Annotated in this window: 17 protein-coding genes; 10 read left to right on the top strand and 7 right to left on the bottom strand. The window is 69.4% G+C overall.

The genetic code is table 11. The features are described from left to right. Positions 1–35 precede the first annotated feature (35 nt). Complete coding sequence (locus R3I40_RS06080) at positions 36–764, bottom strand: MIP/aquaporin family protein (protein ID WP_239376131.1); 729 nt, start codon at positions 762–764, stop codon at positions 36–38. 115 nt (positions 765–879) lie between these two features. Beyond that, entirely contained in the window at positions 880–2,610 is a 1,731-nt protein-coding gene (locus R3I40_RS06075) for a glycerol-3-phosphate dehydrogenase/oxidase (protein WP_396349462.1), read from the bottom strand. 156 nt (positions 2,611–2,766) lie between these two features. Here R3I40_RS06075 and R3I40_RS06070 point away from each other — a divergent pair, with 156 nt between their 5' ends. The 3 genes from R3I40_RS06070 to R3I40_RS06060 all read left to right on the top strand — a co-directional run bounded on the left by R3I40_RS06070 (position 2,767) and on the right by R3I40_RS06060 (position 5,049). Beyond that, a complete protein-coding gene (locus R3I40_RS06070) occupies positions 2,767–3,678 on the top strand; it encodes a sugar-binding transcriptional regulator (RefSeq protein ID WP_239376133.1) in 912 nt (303 codons plus the stop codon). A 64-nt stretch (positions 3,679–3,742) separates the two neighbouring features. Then, positions 3,743–4,483: a LysR substrate-binding domain-containing protein gene (locus tag R3I40_RS06065; RefSeq protein ID WP_285262463.1), complete on the top strand. Its 741-nt coding sequence runs from the start codon at positions 3,743–3,745 to the stop codon at positions 4,481–4,483. A 101-nt stretch (positions 4,484–4,584) separates the two neighbouring features. After that, positions 4,585–5,049: an S-ribosylhomocysteine lyase gene (locus R3I40_RS06060; protein ID WP_239376136.1), complete on the top strand. Its 465-nt coding sequence runs from the start codon at positions 4,585–4,587 to the stop codon at positions 5,047–5,049. Between the two features lie 3 nt (positions 5,050–5,052). Here R3I40_RS06060 and R3I40_RS06055 read toward each other — a convergent pair whose 3' ends face one another. Beyond that, a complete protein-coding gene (locus R3I40_RS06055; protein ID WP_239376137.1) occupies positions 5,053–6,654 on the bottom strand; it encodes a dolichyl-phosphate-mannose--protein mannosyltransferase in 1,602 nt (533 codons plus the stop codon). Positions 6,655–6,716: 62 nt separating this feature from the next. On the opposite strand from R3I40_RS06055, the gene rsmI reads away from it, so the two are divergent. Then, positions 6,717–7,634, top strand: coding sequence for a 16S rRNA (cytidine(1402)-2'-O)-methyltransferase (gene rsmI / locus R3I40_RS06050; protein ID WP_183374830.1), 918 nt, complete (start codon positions 6,717–6,719; stop codon positions 7,632–7,634). Between the two features lie 85 nt (positions 7,635–7,719). Here rsmI and rpmF read toward each other — a convergent pair whose 3' ends face one another. Beyond that, entirely contained in the window at positions 7,720–7,890 is a 171-nt protein-coding gene (gene rpmF, locus R3I40_RS06045) for a 50S ribosomal protein L32 (protein WP_183374828.1), read from the bottom strand. 190 nt (positions 7,891–8,080) lie between these two features. Between rpmF and R3I40_RS06040 the strand changes: the two genes are divergently transcribed. The 6 genes from R3I40_RS06040 (at position 8,081) to R3I40_RS06015 (ending at position 13,947) form a co-directional block, all read left to right on the top strand. Next, the gene (locus tag R3I40_RS06040; protein ID WP_183374826.1) at positions 8,081–9,049 is read left to right on the top strand and encodes a TatD family hydrolase; all 969 of its coding nucleotides are present in this window, start codon (positions 8,081–8,083) and stop codon (positions 9,047–9,049) included. Positions 9,050–9,158: 109 nt separating this feature from the next. Continuing rightward, positions 9,159–9,920, top strand: a complete 762-nt coding sequence (rsmA, locus tag R3I40_RS06035; protein ID WP_317699882.1) for a 16S rRNA (adenine(1518)-N(6)/adenine(1519)-N(6))-dimethyltransferase RsmA — start codon at positions 9,159–9,161, stop codon at positions 9,918–9,920. Between the two features lie 43 nt (positions 9,921–9,963). Beyond that, positions 9,964–10,878, top strand: a complete 915-nt coding sequence (locus R3I40_RS06030; RefSeq protein WP_183374822.1) for a 4-(cytidine 5'-diphospho)-2-C-methyl-D-erythritol kinase — start codon at positions 9,964–9,966, stop codon at positions 10,876–10,878. Between the two features lie 44 nt (positions 10,879–10,922). Continuing rightward, entirely contained in the window at positions 10,923–12,719 is a 1,797-nt protein-coding gene (locus R3I40_RS06025; RefSeq protein ID WP_183374820.1) for an ABC-F family ATP-binding cassette domain-containing protein, read from the top strand. Positions 12,720–12,760: 41 nt separating this feature from the next. After that, a complete protein-coding gene (locus R3I40_RS06020; protein WP_183374818.1) occupies positions 12,761–13,276 on the top strand; it encodes a methylated-DNA--[protein]-cysteine S-methyltransferase in 516 nt (171 codons plus the stop codon). Next, positions 13,276–13,947 carry an alpha-ketoglutarate-dependent dioxygenase AlkB family protein gene (locus R3I40_RS06015; protein WP_183374817.1) on the top strand — a complete coding sequence of 224 codons (672 nt, stop codon included), beginning with the start codon at positions 13,276–13,278 and terminating at the stop codon, positions 13,945–13,947. Before R3I40_RS06020 ends, R3I40_RS06015 begins: the two co-directional genes overlap by 1 nt. Before the next feature lie 21 nt (positions 13,948–13,968). Here R3I40_RS06015 and R3I40_RS06010 read toward each other — a convergent pair whose 3' ends face one another. Genes R3I40_RS06010 through R3I40_RS06000 form a run of 3 tightly spaced genes read right to left on the bottom strand, consistent with a single transcriptional unit; the run spans position 13,969 to position 16,810 of the window. Continuing rightward, positions 13,969–14,229 carry a hypothetical protein gene (locus tag R3I40_RS06010; RefSeq protein ID WP_183374815.1) on the bottom strand — a complete coding sequence of 87 codons (261 nt, stop codon included), beginning with the start codon at positions 14,227–14,229 and terminating at the stop codon, positions 13,969–13,971. A 14-nt stretch (positions 14,230–14,243) separates the two neighbouring features. Next, entirely contained in the window at positions 14,244–15,560 is a 1,317-nt protein-coding gene (locus R3I40_RS06005; RefSeq protein WP_285262467.1) for a TFIIB-type zinc ribbon-containing protein, read from the bottom strand. Next, the gene (locus R3I40_RS06000; protein WP_285262464.1) at positions 15,560–16,810 is read right to left on the bottom strand and encodes an SPFH domain-containing protein; all 1,251 of its coding nucleotides are present in this window, start codon (positions 16,808–16,810) and stop codon (positions 15,560–15,562) included. Before R3I40_RS06000 ends, R3I40_RS06005 begins: the two co-directional genes overlap by 1 nt. Positions 16,811–16,898 lie beyond the last annotated feature (88 nt).

Below are 16,898 nucleotides of genomic sequence, written 5' to 3'. Positions count from 1 at the left end.
GGGGCTTCTCTGCCCGTTGACGGTTCTGTGACAGGTCAGTTGGCGACGAGGACGGTGGACACGAGGCCGGCGAGGACACCGCCGACGATCGGGCCGGCGATCGGCACCCACGAGTACGCCCAATCGCTGCCGCCCTTGCCGGGGATCGGCAGCACGGCGTGCGCAAGGCGGGGGCCGAGGTCACGGGCCGGGTTGATGGCGTAGCCGGTGGGGCCGCCGAGCGAGGCGCCGATGGAGAGCACCAGCAGGGTCACCGGCAGCGGGCCGAGCTCGGTGGGAGTCGAGCCGAACATGAGGATGACCAGCACGAGGACGAAGGTGGCGATGACCTCGGTGACGAAGTTCCAGCCGTAGGAGCGGATCTCCGGGCCGGTGGCGAAGGTGCCGAGGATGAGCGCCTGGTCCTGCTCCTGGTCGTAGTGCTTCTTGTAGGTCATCCACGCGAGGACAGCGCCGATGAAGGCGCCGATCAGCTGCGCGAGGAGGTAGGCGACCGTGTTCCCGAAGGTCACGGGGATGCCGGGTGCGTATTCGGCGGCGCCGCTGGCGAGCAGGCCGAACGTGACGGCGGGGTTGATGTGCGCGCCTGTTTTGAAGGCCACATAGACACCGCAGAAGACGCCGAGCGCCCAGCCCACGTTGATCAGCAACCAGCCGCCGCCGAAGCCTTTGGTCTTGCCGATGATGACGTTGGCGACGACGCCGACGCCCAGCAGGATCAGCATTGCTGTGCCGGCGATTTCGTACAGGAAGATCTCTCCCATGGGTTCTCCTCATTGAGACTGCGGCCGCGTGTGCGGCGGTGGAAGGGTGGGGTCGAAGGGACAGGGACAGGTGGGCGGCCGGCCCGCCGCGGGGGAGGGCCGGCCGCAGGCGCGCTCAGATCAGCGCGGGGACTTCGGGGACGGGCTCCACGAGGGCGGCGGCCTCAGCATCGGTCTGCACGTCTTCGGCATCCAGATGCGCCTGGATGTACGCGCGGTAGGTGTCGACCTCGCAGACGCGGCGCGCCTCCGACCAGTCGAGCTCTGCGGCGACGATGCGGGAGGCTTCGTCGGCCGCGTCGACTCCCCGGTCGGTGACCTCATAGATGAGGCGGGTGCGCCGGGCGAGGACATCGGCGAGGTGCTCCGCGCCTTCTGCACGGGCGGCGTAGGCCACTTCGGCGCGCAGGTAGCGCGGGGCGCTCTCCAGCGGCTTCGCCAGAGACGGGTCCTCCTCCATCATCGTGAACAGCTCGCCCAGCAGGGAGCCGTATCGGGTGAGGAGCCGTTCGGTGCGGATCGCATCGAAGCCGAACTCGCGGGCGCGGCGCTCGGCGTGCAGGCGCATCTCCTCGAACCCGTCACCGCCGATGATGGGGATCTGCTTCGTCCGCGTCTTCGGCGCATCGGCCTGGCCGCGCAGCGCGAAGTCGACCACGTCCTCCGCCATCACGCGGTAGGTGGTGAACTTTCCGCCGGCGATGGCGGACATCCCCTCGCGCACCTCCATCACGGTGTGCTCGCGGGAGACCTTCGTCGAGGACTCCTCGTTCTTCGAGACCGGCTGCAGCAAGGGGCGAAGGCCTGCGAAGACGCCGAGGACGTCGTCGCGCCGGAGCGGCCTCTTCAGCACGGCGTTGGCGTGCTCGAGCACGTAGTCGATGTCGGCGCTGGTGGCCGAGGGGTGCGCGACGTCCTGCTTCCAGGGCGTATCGGTGGTGCCGATGATCCAGTACTCGTCCCACGGGATGATGAACAGGACCGACTTCTCGGTCTGGGTGATGACCCCGGCGTGCTCTTCGGCCTGGATGGCGTCGCGCGGCACGGTGATGTGGATGCCCTTGGAGGCGAGCACCTCGAGTCCCTGGCCGGCGTCGGCTCGGTCCTGCTCGTCGCCGGTCCACACGCCGCCGGCGAGGATGACGTGCTCAGCGTGCACCGTGTACTGCTCACCGGTGAGCAGGTCGGTGAGCTCCACGCCAATGACCCGTTCCCCGCGGCGCAGATAGTCGGTGACGCGGGTGTAGGAGGTGGCGTGGGCGCCGAGGTTGACGGCGGAGCGCACCAGCATCATGGTGACGCGGGCGTCGTCCATTGTGGCGTCGTAGTACTCGATGCCGCCGCGGTTCTTCGCCGGGTCGAGGCCCGAGAAGTGCTTCTGCAGCTTCTTCGGGAACAGGTGGCGGTGCATCGGAACGGCGCGGTGGCCGGTCTGCATCGCGTCGTACAGAGCGATACCGGAGCCGATGAAGGCGCGTTCGGCGATGTTCTTCATCGGGAACACGAAGCTGACGGGCTGGACCAGGTGAGGCGCCGTGGTGGTCAGCAGCAGGTCGCGTTCGCGCAGCGCTTCGGCGACGAGTTTGAAGTCGAGCATCTGCAGGTAGCGCAGGCCTCCGTGCATGAGCTTCGAGGAACGGGAGGAGGTGCCGGTGGCCCAGTCCTGCATCTCGGCGACGCCGACGCTGAGCCCGCGGGTCGCCGCGTCGAATGCGGCGCCGGCGCCGTTGATGCCGCCGCCCACGATGAAGATGTCCAAGGGGTTCTCGGCCGTGGCGGCGGAGTAGGCCTCGAATGCTGACCTGCGTGCCTCGGCGTTGAGGGGTGCCTTCAGAGAGGGAGTCACGGTGTCCTCAGATCTGCGGGCAGCAGCCCGCCTCGGGTGTCGTGTCCACCCATTGTGATGTGACTTGATCGAGTGGTCAATCAGGGTGCACGAACGTGCAATACTGGCCTGATGAGCGGGTCCGATCGACTGAATGCGGCCTTTGAGGCTGCACTAATGTATTACCAGGACGGCATCACCATGGAGGCGATCGCCGACCGCACCGGCCAGTCCCGCTCGACGATCTCCCGCCTGCTGCGCGACGCCCGTGCCCACGGCCTCGTCACCATCACGCTGCGACCGCCTGGCCAGCAGCGCGTGCAGGCTCTGCAGGTCCGGCTCCGCGACCGCTTCGGCGTCAGTGCCACCGTCGTCCCCGTCGCCCCCACGATGGATGAGCGCGAACGCCTGGACGCCGCGGCCCAGGAGGCAGCCGCCCTCATCGATTCCCTCATGGACACCAGCACGGTCATGGGCATCGCCTGGGGCACCACCATGACTGCTGTTGCCGACGCCATCCGGCCCCGTCCCGTCCCAGGAGCGCGCATCGTGCAGCTCAACGGCGCGATCGACTCCGAAGGCGCCGGCTTCGACTACGCCACCGCAGCCATCAGCCGCCTCGCCCAGAAGTGGGACGCACAGATGCACCCGTTCGCGGTCCCCGCGTTCTTCGACTACGAGGACACGCGCCGAGCCATGTGGCGAGAGCGCTCCACCCGCCGCATCCTCGACCTGCAGAACCGCACCTCCATCGCCGCATTCGGCGCCGGCGCCTTCGACTCCGCCGTCCCCTCCCATGTCTACGCCTCCGGCTACTTCACCAAGGAGGTCACCGAGCAGCTGCAGGCCGACGGGGTCGTCGGCGACGTCTGCACCATCGCCCTGCGGGCCGACGGATCCTGGCGTGACATCGAACTGAACCGCCGCGCCACGGGCCCGGACCCGGACCGCCTGAAGCGGATCCCACGGCGCATCCTCGTCGGCGCCGGATCCTCGAAGGCGCGGGCGCTGCGGGCCGCCCTGCTCGCCGGTGTCGCCACCGACCTTGTGGTGGATGAGAGCGCCGCCGCCGGCATCCTCGCCGACTGACAGCGCCCGGATCCGAACCCGACCCTGCGATGATGGGACCCGTCCCCAGGAGGAAGGAGACTCCATGTCCTCACGTGCCAAGCGCGGCCCCGCCCGCGGCGGCCGCCCCGCGGCGGGCAGAAGCCGCACCGGTGGACGCGGGAAGAAGCCGTCGGCCCAGGAGCAGCGCCGCACAGGACGTAAGCGCACCTCGGGGGACGGGCATGAGGCCGCCGATAGGCAGGCGGCCAAGGACGAGCGCACGCTGAGGGTCGGATTCATCCCCGGCGTGGAGCCGGACCGGTTCGGCCGTCGCTGGCGTCAGTCGCCGCTGCGCGCGGACCTGGAGCTCGTTCCCCTCGTGGAGCGCGACCCCCTGCAGGCGCTCGCGGCGGGCGAGGTCGACATGGTCTTCGCTCGGTTCGATCCGGCGCAGGTCGTCGGCGGCTCCCACCTCGACCCGCCGATCGATCTGCATGCGGTGCCGCTGTGGCAGGAGGTGCCGGTGGCGGTGATGAGCCGCGACAACGAGCTGAGCATCCTCGATGAGGTCAGCGACGCTGATCTCGAGGACGAGCACGTCTTCGACCAGCAGCGCCCGGGCGATGAGAAGGAGCGGGTGCTGATCGTCGGAGCCGGCATCGGCTGCACGATCATGCCGATGTCGCTCGCCCGGTTCCACCACCGCAGGACCGTGGTGCACCGTCCCTACGTGGACGGCGAGCCCACTCAGATCGCCCTGTGCTGGCCGACGGATGCGGACGATGACCTTCGGCAGGAGTTCGTGGCGGTGGTGCGCGGCCGCACCTCCCGCTCGTCGCGGTGATGGCGCGGACGGCGCCTGCCGGCCCGCAGCGGTTCTCCGTGAGCGCTGATCCCATCTCGATACGCTGACGGGGCACAGCACCGCCGTCGAAGGGAACAGTCATGGCCGAGAAGATGAACGTGGAGAGCTTCAACCTGGACCACCGCAAGGTGGAGGCTCCCTACATCCGCATCGCCGACCGCAAGGACCTCGGCAGCGGGGTCCGCCTGACGAAGTTCGATCTTCGCTTCACCCAGCCGAACCGTGAGCATCTCGAGTCCGAGGTGGTGCACTCGCTGGAGCACATGATGGCTGAGCACTCCCGCAACCATTCGGACGTGGTCATCGACATCTCGCCGATGGGATGCCGCACCGGCTTCTACCTGCTGGTCTCCGGCGACATGGAGGTGCAGGACGCCGCGGATCTGGTGGAGGCCACTCTGAACGACCTGGTGGCGGCCGATGAGGTTCCCGCCGCCAATGAGATCCAGTGCGGGTGGGGCGCCCACCATGATCTGGACGGGGCGAAGCGGGAAGCGAGCCGCTTCCTGGAGCAGCGCGAGGACTGGCTCACAGTGGGGGTCTGAGGCTCAGGACCAGCTGTCCAGCCAGATCCGCCACTGCCACTGCTCGTACGGGATCATCTCCCCGGTCCACACCGGCCAGAAGAACGCCGAGACCAGGATGATCAGGCAGGTGAGGGAACCGGCGGCGGCCGCGCCGACCTGTCGGCGCCCCGCCGCCTTCTCATCGCCCGCGGCGAAGAGGGCGGCGCCGCCCGCTGGAGATGCGGCCCGCTTCCCGCGGCGGGCACGGGCCCGCAGCAGGCGCGGACCGATCAGCAGCCCCAGCACGTACACCAGCGCCATCACCATGAACGGTTCGAACACGATGGTGTAGAAGGTGAACACGGTGCGGTTCAGGTACATCAGCCACGGCAGGTAGCCGGCGCCGATGCCGGTGAGGATTGCGGCGGCGCGGCCGTCGCGGCGCCACACCGCGGTCACCAGGAGCACCGGGATGGACAGCGCCGCCGCCCACCACAGCACCGGATTGCCCACCGATGTGATCACCTCAGCGCAACTCTGCGCCGTGCAGCCGTTCTGCCCGTGCTCGGAGGAGGTGAACAGGAACAGGGTGGGTCGCAGCTGCAGCAGCCAGCCCAGCGGGCTCGCCTCGTACGTGTGCCCGGAGTCCAGCCCCACGTGGAACCGGTACGCCTCCTGGTGGTAGTGCCACCAGGAGATCAGGGCCCGCACGGGCCCCGGCGCGGAGGCGTGCCCGTTGCTCTCAGCCCAGCGGCGGCCCCAGCCGTCGTCCGAGACGAACCAGCCGGTCCAACTCGCCAGGTACACCAGTGCCGCAACCGGCACCGTCTGCAGGAACGCGGGGATCGCATCGCGGACGAAGCCTCGGGTGAACCAGTGCGGATCGCGGGCGCGGCGGCGCCGCATCCAGTCCCACACCACGGTGAGGATGCCGAAGAACGCCAGCACGTACAGCCCGGACCACTTCACCGAGCACGCCGCACCCAGCAGGACGCCCGCCGTCAGCCGCCACCCGCGTGCTCCCAGCGGCAGGCCCGAGGCGATCCGCGCATCCGCGCGGTCACGGTCCAGCAGCAGCGCACCGAACGCCAGCAGCACGAACACCATGAGGAAGAGGTCCAGCAGGCTGGTGCGCGAATGCACCAGGTGGGCGCCGTCGATCGCCATGAAGAACCCGGTGAGAGCGCCCAACAGGAGGCTGCCGAGCAGGCGGCGCACGATCAGAACAGCGGCGATGATGCTGATCGTTCCGGCCACGGCCGCGGAGATCCGCCAGCCGACGGGGTCATCGGCACCGAGGGCCACTTGCCCCAGTCCGATGAGCCATTTGCCCAGCGGAGGGTGGACGACGTACGCACCGGAATCGAGGAATGTGGAGACGTCTCCCGCTTCGAACGCGGGGTTCGGGTTCTCCGGCCAGTCCATCTCCACGCCGCGCTGCGTGAGCGTGTAGCCGTCCTTGACGTAGTAGGTCTCATCGAAGATGAGAGTCTTCACCGCACCGAGGCGGTGCAGGCGCAGCATCAGCGCGAACGCGCCGATCAGCAGGGCCGTGATCCAGGCCGCGACGGCGGTGTGGGCGTCTGCGGGCAGGTGGACGGCCCGGGTGCGGCCGACGGAATCAGGAGCTGTGGCTGTGGACACCCCGCCATGGTAGCGGCGGCAGCGGCCGGATCGGTGCAGGCGGCGACAGATACGATCAGGACATGAGCGATGAGACTGCAGGCCAGAGCGGCAGCTCGGCACCCGTCGGCGCCGACGCCGTCCTCACCCCCGGGGTGCTGACCCTCGCCGCCACCCCCATCGGCAACCCGCTGGACGCCACCGTGCGCCTCACCCGCGCCCTGCGGGAAGCGGACCTCATCGCGGCGGAGGACACCCGCCGCCTCAAGCGGCTCGCCACCGCCCTCGGCATCCGCCTGGACGCCACGACCGTCTCGTACCACGAACACAACGAGGAGCAGCGCACCGACCGGCTCCTGAGGGCGGCCGCTGAGGGGCAGCGCGTCCTCATCGTCACCGATGCCGGGATGCCCGTGGTCTCCGATCCGGGGTTCCGCGCAGTCCGCGCCGCCCTCGAGACCGGCTGCCCCGTCGATGTCCTGCCCGGACCCTCGGCCCCCGTCACCGCGCTCGCCCACACCGGCATCGCGCCCGACCGGTTCGCGTTCGAAGGGTTCCTGCCGCGGCGCCCCGGGCAGCGGACGGCAGCCCTGCAGCGCATCGCAGCGGACGACCGCACCCTCATCTTCTTCGAATCCCCCCGCCGCACCGCCTTGACCCTCGCAGCGATGCGCGAGGCGTTCGGAGCAGATCGCAGCGCCGCGGTGTGCCGGGAGCTCACCAAGACCCACCAGGAGATCAAGCGGGGCACCCTCGCGGAGCTGACGGATTGGGCCGAGGCGCACGAGGTGCTCGGCGAGGTCGTCATTGTGGTGGAGGGCGCCGGCCCCGAGGACGCCGCCGCGCATGCCGCCGCGCAGGCAGCCGACCCGATGGACCTGCTGCGTGAGCTCGTGGCCGACGGCACCCGCCTGAAGGACGCTGCGAAGCAGGTGGCTGCGCAGGTGCCGGGAGTGCGCTCACGCGACCTCTACGAGCAGGCTCTGGCCGAGAAGCACTGAGGCGGCCGCTGCGCGTCTGACCGGACGCGGGCATGAAAAAAGCGCCCACCGCAGTGGACGCTCATTTCAGATGTGATCCAGCAGATCAGGCATCGATGTCGATCAGACCGCGCTGGTAGGCCTTGGCCAGACGGCGCGGAACACGTGCGGTGCGGCCGCGGACGGACACCTGCACGAGGTCGGTGGCTTCAGCCTTCCACTGGGCGCGGCGCGAACGGGTGCGGGCCCGGGACATCTTGAACTTGGGCACTGCCATGAGAACGCTCCTTGCTCGAATGAAAAAATCTGGGGGCGTGCGTGTGGAACCGACGAATCGGCACGAGCGCACGCAACAGGAGACGATTATGCCAGAGAACCGCCGCGCAGGGGAGAGTATCGGGTCGGGCGTGTGGTGGTGATAACAGCAGTCGGCGGGGTCCGTCGGCCGCCACCCGTACGATGGGTCCATGACTGACTCTGCGCCCACCACGGGCAAGCGCACCCGCGACCAGCGCACCGAGAGCGGAAGCCGTCGCGACCTCAGCTGGCCTCCCCAGCCGGAGGCTCTGCCGCTGCCGGTGACGGACAACCACGCCCACCTCGACTTCATCGACGGCAAAGAGGAGCTCAGCGTGCAGCAGCAGCTCCAGCTCGCGATCGACTCGAACGTCACCGGCGTCATCACCATCGGCTGCGACCTCGCCGCCGCCCGCTGGACCCGCGCCCTGCTCGACGGCAGCGTCGAACAGCCCGCGGACCCCGCTCTGTTCCGCAACCACCTGCGCGCCGGCGTCTCCATCCACCCCAACACCGCGGTCGAACACCGCCGCGGCACCGACCGCGACGGCAACGAGCTGCCCAGCCTCGAGGACGCGATCGCGGAGGTCTCCGACCTCCTCGACCACGACCACATGGTCACCATCGGCGAGACAGGTCTCGACTGGTTCCGCACGAAGCGCGCCGACGAGCACGCCCGCACCGCCCAGATCGACTCCTTCCGCGCCCACATCGCGCTCGCGAAGGAGAAGGGCCTGCCGATGCAGATCCACGACCGCGACGCCCACCAGGACGTGCTGGACGTGCTGGACGCCGACGGGATCCCCGACCGCACCGTGCTGCACTGCTTCAGCGGCGACGCCGACTTCGCCCGCGCCTGCGTGCAGCGCGGTGCCTACATCTCCATCGCCGGGCCCATCACCTTCAAGTCGAACGACTCGCTGCGCGATGCCCTCGCCGCCGTCCCCCTCAACCGGGTCATGGTGGAGACTGACGCCCCGTTCCTCACCCCGGTGCCGTACCGAGGCCGGCCGAACTCGCCGTACCTCATCCCGCACACCATGCAGACCATCGCGGACGTCCACGGCGTCAGCCTCGAGGACGCGTGCGCCGCCGTACAGGCCACCACTGCCGAGGTGTACGGCTGGAGCGGCGCATGAGCGCTCCCTCCCCCTGCTGACCGCCCCCGAGATCCGGCGCCTCGCCGAGTCCGGCGGCATCCGGCCCACCAAACAGAAGGGCCAGAACTTCCTGCTCGACCCCAACACGGTGCGCGGCATCGTGGAGCGCGCCCGCATCGAGCCCGGCCAGGCCGTCGTGGAAGTGGGGCCGGGCCTCGGCTCCCTCACGCTCGGACTGCTGGACGCAGGGGTGCACCTCGGCTGTATTGAGCTCGATGAGAAGCTCGCCGACCTGCTGCCGCAGACCGTCGCCGCCAAAGGGTTCGACCCGGACTCCTTCGCCCTCACCCAGGGGGACGCCCTCAAGGTGGAGCAGCTGCCGAGGCCCGCTGCCGCGAGCTCGGATGCGACGGCCCTGGTCGCGAACCTTCCGTACAACGTGGCCACACCGATCGTCCTGACCATGTTCGCCCGCTTCGACTCCCTGCGCAGCGCCCTCGTCATGGTGCAGAAGGAGGTCGCGGAACGGCTCGCCGCTGTCCCGGGGTCCAAGATCTACGGCGCGCCGAGCGTGAAGACGGCCTGGTACGGATCAGCGGCGCTCGCCGGCACCATCTCCCGCCAGGTGTTCTGGCCCGTGCCGAACGTGGACAGTGCCCTGGTGCGCATCCAGCGCGACCGGGTCGCCGATCCGGCGGAGCCCGCCCGCGAGGACGTGTTCCGCCTGATCGATGCGGCGTTCGCCCAGCGTCGCAAGACCCTCCGCTCCGCGCTGAAGCCCGCCCTGGGCACCACGCAGGTCGTGGATGCTGCTCTGGAGGCCGCCGGCATCGAACCGACCCGCCGCGGAGAGACCCTCGTGATCTCGGACTTCATCCGCCTCGCAGCGGCAGCATCCGGTTTGCGCTGACGGGCTCGGATGCGGTTTGCTCAGACCCATGACAGTCGGCTCAGTGACAGTGCACGCGCCCGGGAAGATCAACCTCTCCCTGCGCTGCGGGCGCGCAGACGAACGCGGCTACCACCGGCTCGCCACCGTCTTCCACGCGGTCGACCTGGTGGAGACCATCACCGCTGAACGCGCCGATGACCTCACCGTCACCATGTCCGGAGCCGGCTCCGAACACCTGCCGGTGGACGGCACCAACCTCGTGGTGCGCGCTGCGCGAGCCATCCACGAGCGCGCCGCCGTGCTCGGACGCCCCGTCGGCGGCTCCGCCCGCATTCATGTCGACAAGCAGGTGCCGGTCGCCGGCGGAATGGGCGGCGGCAGCGCTGACGCCGCCGGCACGCTCGTGGCCCTGAACCGCCTGTGGGGGCTCGAGCTCGGCCTGCACGAACTCACCGTCCTCGCCCGCGATCTCGGAGCGGACGTCGCATTCCCCTTGCTGGGCCGCACCGCCCTCGGCACCGAGTACGGCGATGTTCTTGAGGCGGTGCCCGCAGCGGGGTCCTGGCACTGGCTGCTCATCGAACCCGGCGGCGGCCTGTCCACTCCGGGCATCTTCCGCCGCTTCGACGAGCTCACCGCGGCAGCCGGCCGCCCCGTTCCCGAGCAGCCCGACGCCGACTCCGCGCTGCTCACCGCTCTCGCCGACGGCGACCTCCACCGCGTGGGGGCGCTGATGGACAACGACCTCCAGGCCGCAGCGTTCGACGCCGACCCCCGCCTGCGCGCCCTCATCGCGACGGCCCGCACCGCTGGCGCGCTCGGCGCTGTCGTCTCCGGCTCGGGCCCCACGATTGCGGTGCTCGCCGTCAGCGGCGAGCACGCTGCGCAGCTGGAGCAGGCGATCCTCGCCGACCATGACGTAGCGCGCACCCACCGGGTCGGCGGCGGAGCCGCCGGCGCGCATGTGACCGCCTGAACGCGTGTTTCCGCGGCCGACGGGCACCCCGCTAGGGTTGGTCCGTGGCACTTCTCCTCGGGGCTGAGTCCCTGCACCTGGCATATCCGAACCGCGTCGTCATCGACTCGGTCACCTGCGGCATCTTCGACGGCGACCGCATCGGGATGGTCGGCCGCAACGGTGACGGCAAATCCACTCTGCTGTCCATGCTGTTCGGCCGTCTCGAGCCGATGGGCGGGCGGGTCACTCCACGCGGCGGTGTCCGCATCGGGCTGCTGGCGCAGTCGGACAGCCTCGATGACGAGGCCACCGTCGGCCACGAGATCGTCGGCCATCTCCAGGAGTACGAGTGGGCGGGCGACCCCCGCATCCGCGACGTCGTCTCCGGCCTCGTCTCCGACATCCCCTTCGACCGCCTGATCGGCGCCCTCTCCGGTGGGCAGCGCCGCCGCGTCGCGCTCGCGCAGCTGCTGGTGGGGGAGTGGGACCTGATCGGTCTGGATGAGCCCACCAACCACCTGGATGTGGAGGGCATCGCCTGGCTCGCCCGGCATCTGAAGAACCGGTGGCCGAAGAACCAGGGGGCGCTCGTGGTCATCACCCACGACCGCTGGTTCCTCGACGAAGTCTGCACTGCCACCTGGGAGGTGCACGACGGCATCGTGGAGCCGTTCGAAGGCGGCTACGCGGCGTACGTCCTGCAGCGCGTGGAGCGCGACCGGATCGCGGCCCAGGCGGAGCAGAAGCGGCAGAACCTGATGCGCAAGGAACTGGCGTGGCTGCGCCGCGGCGCCCCCGCGCGCACCTCGAAGCCGAAGTTCCGGATCGACGCCGCCAATCAGCTCATCGCCGATGTGCCCGATGTCCGCAACTCCCTCGAACTCAAGCGCATGGCCACGGCGCGCCTCGGCAAGAAGGTCGTGGACCTGGAGGACGTGGGCGTGGCCTACGGCGACAAGCAGGTGCTCGCGGATGTCACCTGGCTCATCGCCCCCGGTGAGCGCACCGGCATCCTCGGCCAGAACGGCGCAGGCAAATCGACCCTGCTGAACCTCATCGCCGGAGCGATCGAGCCGACCAGCGGTCGCATCACCCGCGGCAAGACCGTGCAGGTGGCGATCCTCGACCAGCAGTTCCGCGAGCTCGCGGAGATCGGCGACAAGCGGGTCCGCGAGGTGCTCGCCGAGTACCGGACGTCGTTCACAGTGGACGGCAAGGAGCTCAGCCCCGCCCAGCTGCTGGAGCGCCTCGGCTTCACGAAGGACCACCTGTCGACCCCGGTGATGGACCTCTCCGGTGGCCAGCGCCGCCGCCTGCAGCTGCTGCTGGTGCTGATGAGCGAACCGAACGTGCTGATCCTCGATGAGCCCACGAACGATGTGGACACCGACATGCTGACCGCGCTGGAGGACCTGCTGGACTCCTGGCCCGGTACCCTGATCGTGGTCAGTCACGACCGCTACCTGATGGAGCGCGTCACCGATCAGCAGTACGCGGTGATCGACCAGGGGCTGCGGCACCTGCCCGGCGGGGTGGAGGAGTACCTGCAGCTGCGGGCCGCCCAGGACTCCCGCCCTGATGCAGCGGCCACGGCACGCGGCTCCGACGGGTCCGCCGCACCAGAGGGACAGGCGCTCAGCGGAGCCGAGCTGCATGCCGTGAAGAAGGAGGTCTCCTCCATCGAACGACGCATCGACCGCCTCACCGCCGAGATCGCTCGCCTGCACGATCAGCTCGCCGCCCACGACCCCACCGACTTCGAGGGGCTCAGCGCCCTGCACGCGCAGGTGCGCGAACGCGAGGAGGAGATCGAGCAGTTGGAGGAGCGCTGGCTCGAGCTCACAGAGCTCACCGGTTGATGGACGCGGCCACGGGCGAGGCCGGCTGGCACAATGGGCGCATGACTGCTGAGCGCGTAATCGATTCGCCCCTGGGGCGCCTGCTGCTGACCGCTACTGACCGCGGCGTCAGCGCCGTCAGCTTCGAGGCGGACCTCGACGTCCCCCGCGACGCCGACCGTTCATCGCCCCAGCGGGACTGCGCACCCAGCAGCGGGCAGCACCCGTCGGCCGCTCACCACCTCGAGCGCGCCGAAGCGGAGCTCGCCGAGTTCTTCGCGGGTGAGCGCAGAGGATTCACCGTGCCGCTGGCACCACCGGCCACCACGGAGCTGCGCCGCGCCGTTCATAACCACCTCGCGCAGATCCCCTACGGCACCACCCGCACCTACACGCAGGTCGCCGATTCCGTCGGCCGCCCGAGGGCGACCCGCGCAATCGGCTCCGCCTGCGGCTCCAACCCTCTCCCCATTCTGGTGCCATGCCACCGCGTGCTGCGCGCCGACGGGTCGCTCGGCGGCTACCGCGGCGGGCTCGAAGCGAAGCGGATGCTGCTGGACCTCGAATCGGGCCGCTGATGGACCCCCTGTTCGGGGACGAGCTCGTGCAGCGCCCGATTCCGGAGCTGCCGCCGGGTGCCCACTTCGTGCCCGGGTTCCTCACCCTGGAGCAGCAGCGCTGGATCGTCGGCCAGTTCCATCGGTGGGTCGAGGGACCGGTGCCCCTGCACTCCACCACGATCCGCGGAAACCCGATGAGCGTGCGCACCGTCTGCCTCGGGTGGCATTGGCGCCCCACCGGCTACACGCGGGAGGCCGTGGACGTCAACGGGCGCCGCGTGCTCGACTTCCCCGACTGGATGGGGCGGCTGGGTCGGCGCGCCCTCACCACCGCCACCGGGGACGAGAGCGCCGCGGTCCGCTACCGCCCCGACACCGCCCTGGTGAACTTCTACGACTCCACCGCCCGGATGGGCATGCACCAGGACAAGGACGAAAAGGCCGACGACCCGGTGGTGTCCCTGTCCATCGGTGATTCCTGCCGCTTCCGCTTCGGGAACACCGAGACCCGAAACCGGCCCTATCAGGACCTTGAGCTGCGTTCGGGCGACCTGTTCGTGTTCGGAGGGCCGTCCAGGCTCGCATTCCACGGTGTGCTCGGCACCCGGGCGGGCACCGCGCCCGACGGATGCGGCCTCACCAGCGGCCGCATCAACATCACGATGCGGGTCACCGGCCTCAGCGGCTGAGCATCACCGCGTCGTGGACCATCACTTCAGGGGAACGCGCCGCACCCGCTGCCGATGATCCAGCGTGTTGTGCCCGTTCATCATGCGTGAACGCAGACTGTCGTAGCGGCGAGTGGGCCGATCGTACATCTGCACATCGACCACTTCGACACTGGTCTGAGTTTCGAACTCGTAGGACTTATCGGTGTTGCGGTAGTACTGGTAGATCGCGAAGTACACCGTGAGCCCCACCAGCAGCATGCCGCCGAGCGGGAACAGGATGTAGCTGATCGCTTCGTTCATCGTCGGTGTCCTCCTCAGAAGGCATTGGCGACAAGCGGCGCAAGGAAGCCCAGCACCAGCCCGCCGAGGGAGGCGAGCGCGGACACGGCGATCAGCTTGCCCTGCGACACGGGGACGGAGCCCATGGTGCGCCCCGTGCGGCCGTTCACGGCGATGTAGTGGACGAACTGGCTGCCGTCGGACCGGTGCTCCATGTGGCTGTACAGCCACACCGGCAGATAGATCGACACCCAACGGCTGCCGTGCACGTCCAGTCCCTCCCGCTCCCAGACCACACCGCGGTCGTACAGCGGCAGCATGCCGGAGGCGCGGGCGCGGGCGATGGACAGGAAGCCGTCGGCCGCTTCTCCGCCGAGGTCGGCGATGTTCGTGTCGCGCCGCTCCGAGGTGAATCCGCTGAGGTAGTTCGGGTTGTAGGCGACGGCGTTCTTCGTATCGAACGGCTGCACCGCATTGATCACGTTGTTCGTGTTCACGGCGGTGTTCATGTGGGCGCGGTCCGCGTTCGACTCCAGCGGCAGGTCGTCCACGCGCAGGGTGAAGCGGCGACCGAACTCGTACTCCTGCGCGATGTAGTAGGTGCGTCGTTTGTCGTCGGAGCCGACTGTGCGGGTGCCGAGGTGCTCCTGGCCCCGTCCCTGCAGCTCGACGTCCATAGTCGCATCCACCAGCATGTACGGCATGTACACCCCGAGGATGTTCTGCGGCTGGAACCCTTCCTTGAAGGCGGCGGTGGCGAACGCGCGCCGGGATCCGGCGAATTCGCGGATGTTCTTCACGGCCGCCTCATGCGGCACCGTGAACGGCAGGATCGCGTCCGGGATGCGGCCGTTGCCGATGCGCTGGCCGAGGCTCAGCACCTGTCGGCACCAGTGGCAGCGCGCCTGAGCCGCCTGCTGCGGATCGATGACGACGTCGGCGCCGCAGCCGGCGCAGCGGATCGTCACCACTGAGTCGTCCTCGGCCAGGTTGGCCGCACCGGAGCCGCGCACCGTTCCTCGCAGGGAGCTGATCGACGAGTCGAACCCGAACTGCTGGTCCGCGTTCGCCTCGTTCCACTGGAAGCGGCAGTAGGTGCACACCAGAGCGGCCGCTACGGGGGAGTACCCGATCTCCGTGGAGCCGCAGCGGGGGCACTTCTGGAAGCCGCTCTGCTGGCCGCGCGAGGTGTCGATGACCTGCTCGCCGACGGGGCGGATATCCGTCATCGCTTCGTCACTGGCTTCGGTCCCGTTCAGCGGCGCGCCCTGCGGATCGGCGGCAACCCGGTGGGCGTCGTGTGCTCCCTGGGGGATGGGACGCGGGGCGTTGGGATCGAACGGGGCGGACATCACAGGCCGAGCGCGCGGTTCTTCGCAGCGTCGTAGTCCTCTTGGGAGATGAGGCCCTGGTCGAGCATCTGCTTGAACTGCGCGAGCTTCGCCACGGGATCCTCGCCGCTCTGGGACCCGTCGGCCTGCCCGCCCTGAGTCTGGCCGCCCTGCGCCTGCCCGGCCCCGCCGTCCTGCTGGGGCGCTGCCTGCTGCTGACCCTGCTGCGCGCCGGCGAAAGGAGTCTGATTCGTGGGAGCGGCCATGCCTCCCAGCGCACCGGCGCCCATGCCCATCATCGCCAGGCCCGCACCGCCGCCGTTCTGGCCAGCGGACTCCACACCACGCGCGAACGCCTGGCTGGCGAAGGAGCGGGAGCGGTCGCCGGAGAGGGCGTCGGCCTTCTTGACATCGGACAGCAGGCGGCGAGTGTCCTCGTCGTACTCGATGGACTCCATCGCGACCTTGACGATCACCAGACCGCGGTCCGCCGCCCAGCGGTAGTTCTCCTCCACCGCGGCGCCGAGCGCCTGGGCGAGGCCCATCGAATCCTGCTGGATGCGGGTGATGCGGTGGTCCTTGTCCTCGTCGTTGGTGTACTTCGAGAACGCTGCGGCGAGGGAGGCGACGACCTCGCGGAACGGCTGGTCCGCGGCGTCATTGCTCATGTCCGTGAAGTCGAACGGCTGAGCGTTCGGCTGGAGGTGCCTCGCGGGGACCCAGTTGTGCACGAACAGCAGCGGATCCACGATCTTCATCGTGTACGACCCGCGCGCCACGGCGCCCACCTGCGCGTTCATGTAGCGGTCGTCCCAGTAGATCTCCGACTGGGTGCCGAAGCGGTTGTTCGGCAGCTCCTTCAGCGACACGAACATCGCCAGCTGCTGGCTGCCGGGCTGCCCGCCGAACTTGAAGCGCTCCCAGGTGGTGGACACAGTGGAGGCGATGATGCCGTTGCCGGCGAACACGGAGCGGGAGTTCGGATCGCCGGAGGCCCAGATGTACCCGCCCGGCTCGGTGATCAGGCCCGTGGTGCGGCCGTCCTCCATCGTGATGAGGCCGTAGCCCGGCGGCACCACGATCTTCGACCCGTTGGAGATGATCGACTCGCTGCCCTTGGTGTTCTGGCCGCGACCGGCGTTGGTGCCCTTCGAGACGGCGGGGAACAGAGCGGCCGTCGGCGCAATGCCGGACGGAACGGTGAGGAAGTCCAGCCACTGGTCGGCGAAGGTGCCGCCGAGTGCGCCGGTGAATGCCTGGATGAAGCCCATGAGGTCCTCCTGAAGTGGATGGTTCAGCGCCGATGTGACGGGCGCCGCTGCAGACAATCCAAGCACAGCCGACGGCGCCCACCTGCGT

Origin of the sequence: Helcobacillus massiliensis (assembly GCF_033106145.1) — a bacterium.
GTDB classification, from domain to species: domain Bacteria; phylum Actinomycetota; class Actinomycetes; order Actinomycetales; family Dermabacteraceae; genus Helcobacillus; species Helcobacillus massiliensis.
Note: the sequence above shows the minus strand (reverse complement) of the source record. Positions and strands in the feature narration are given on the sequence as shown.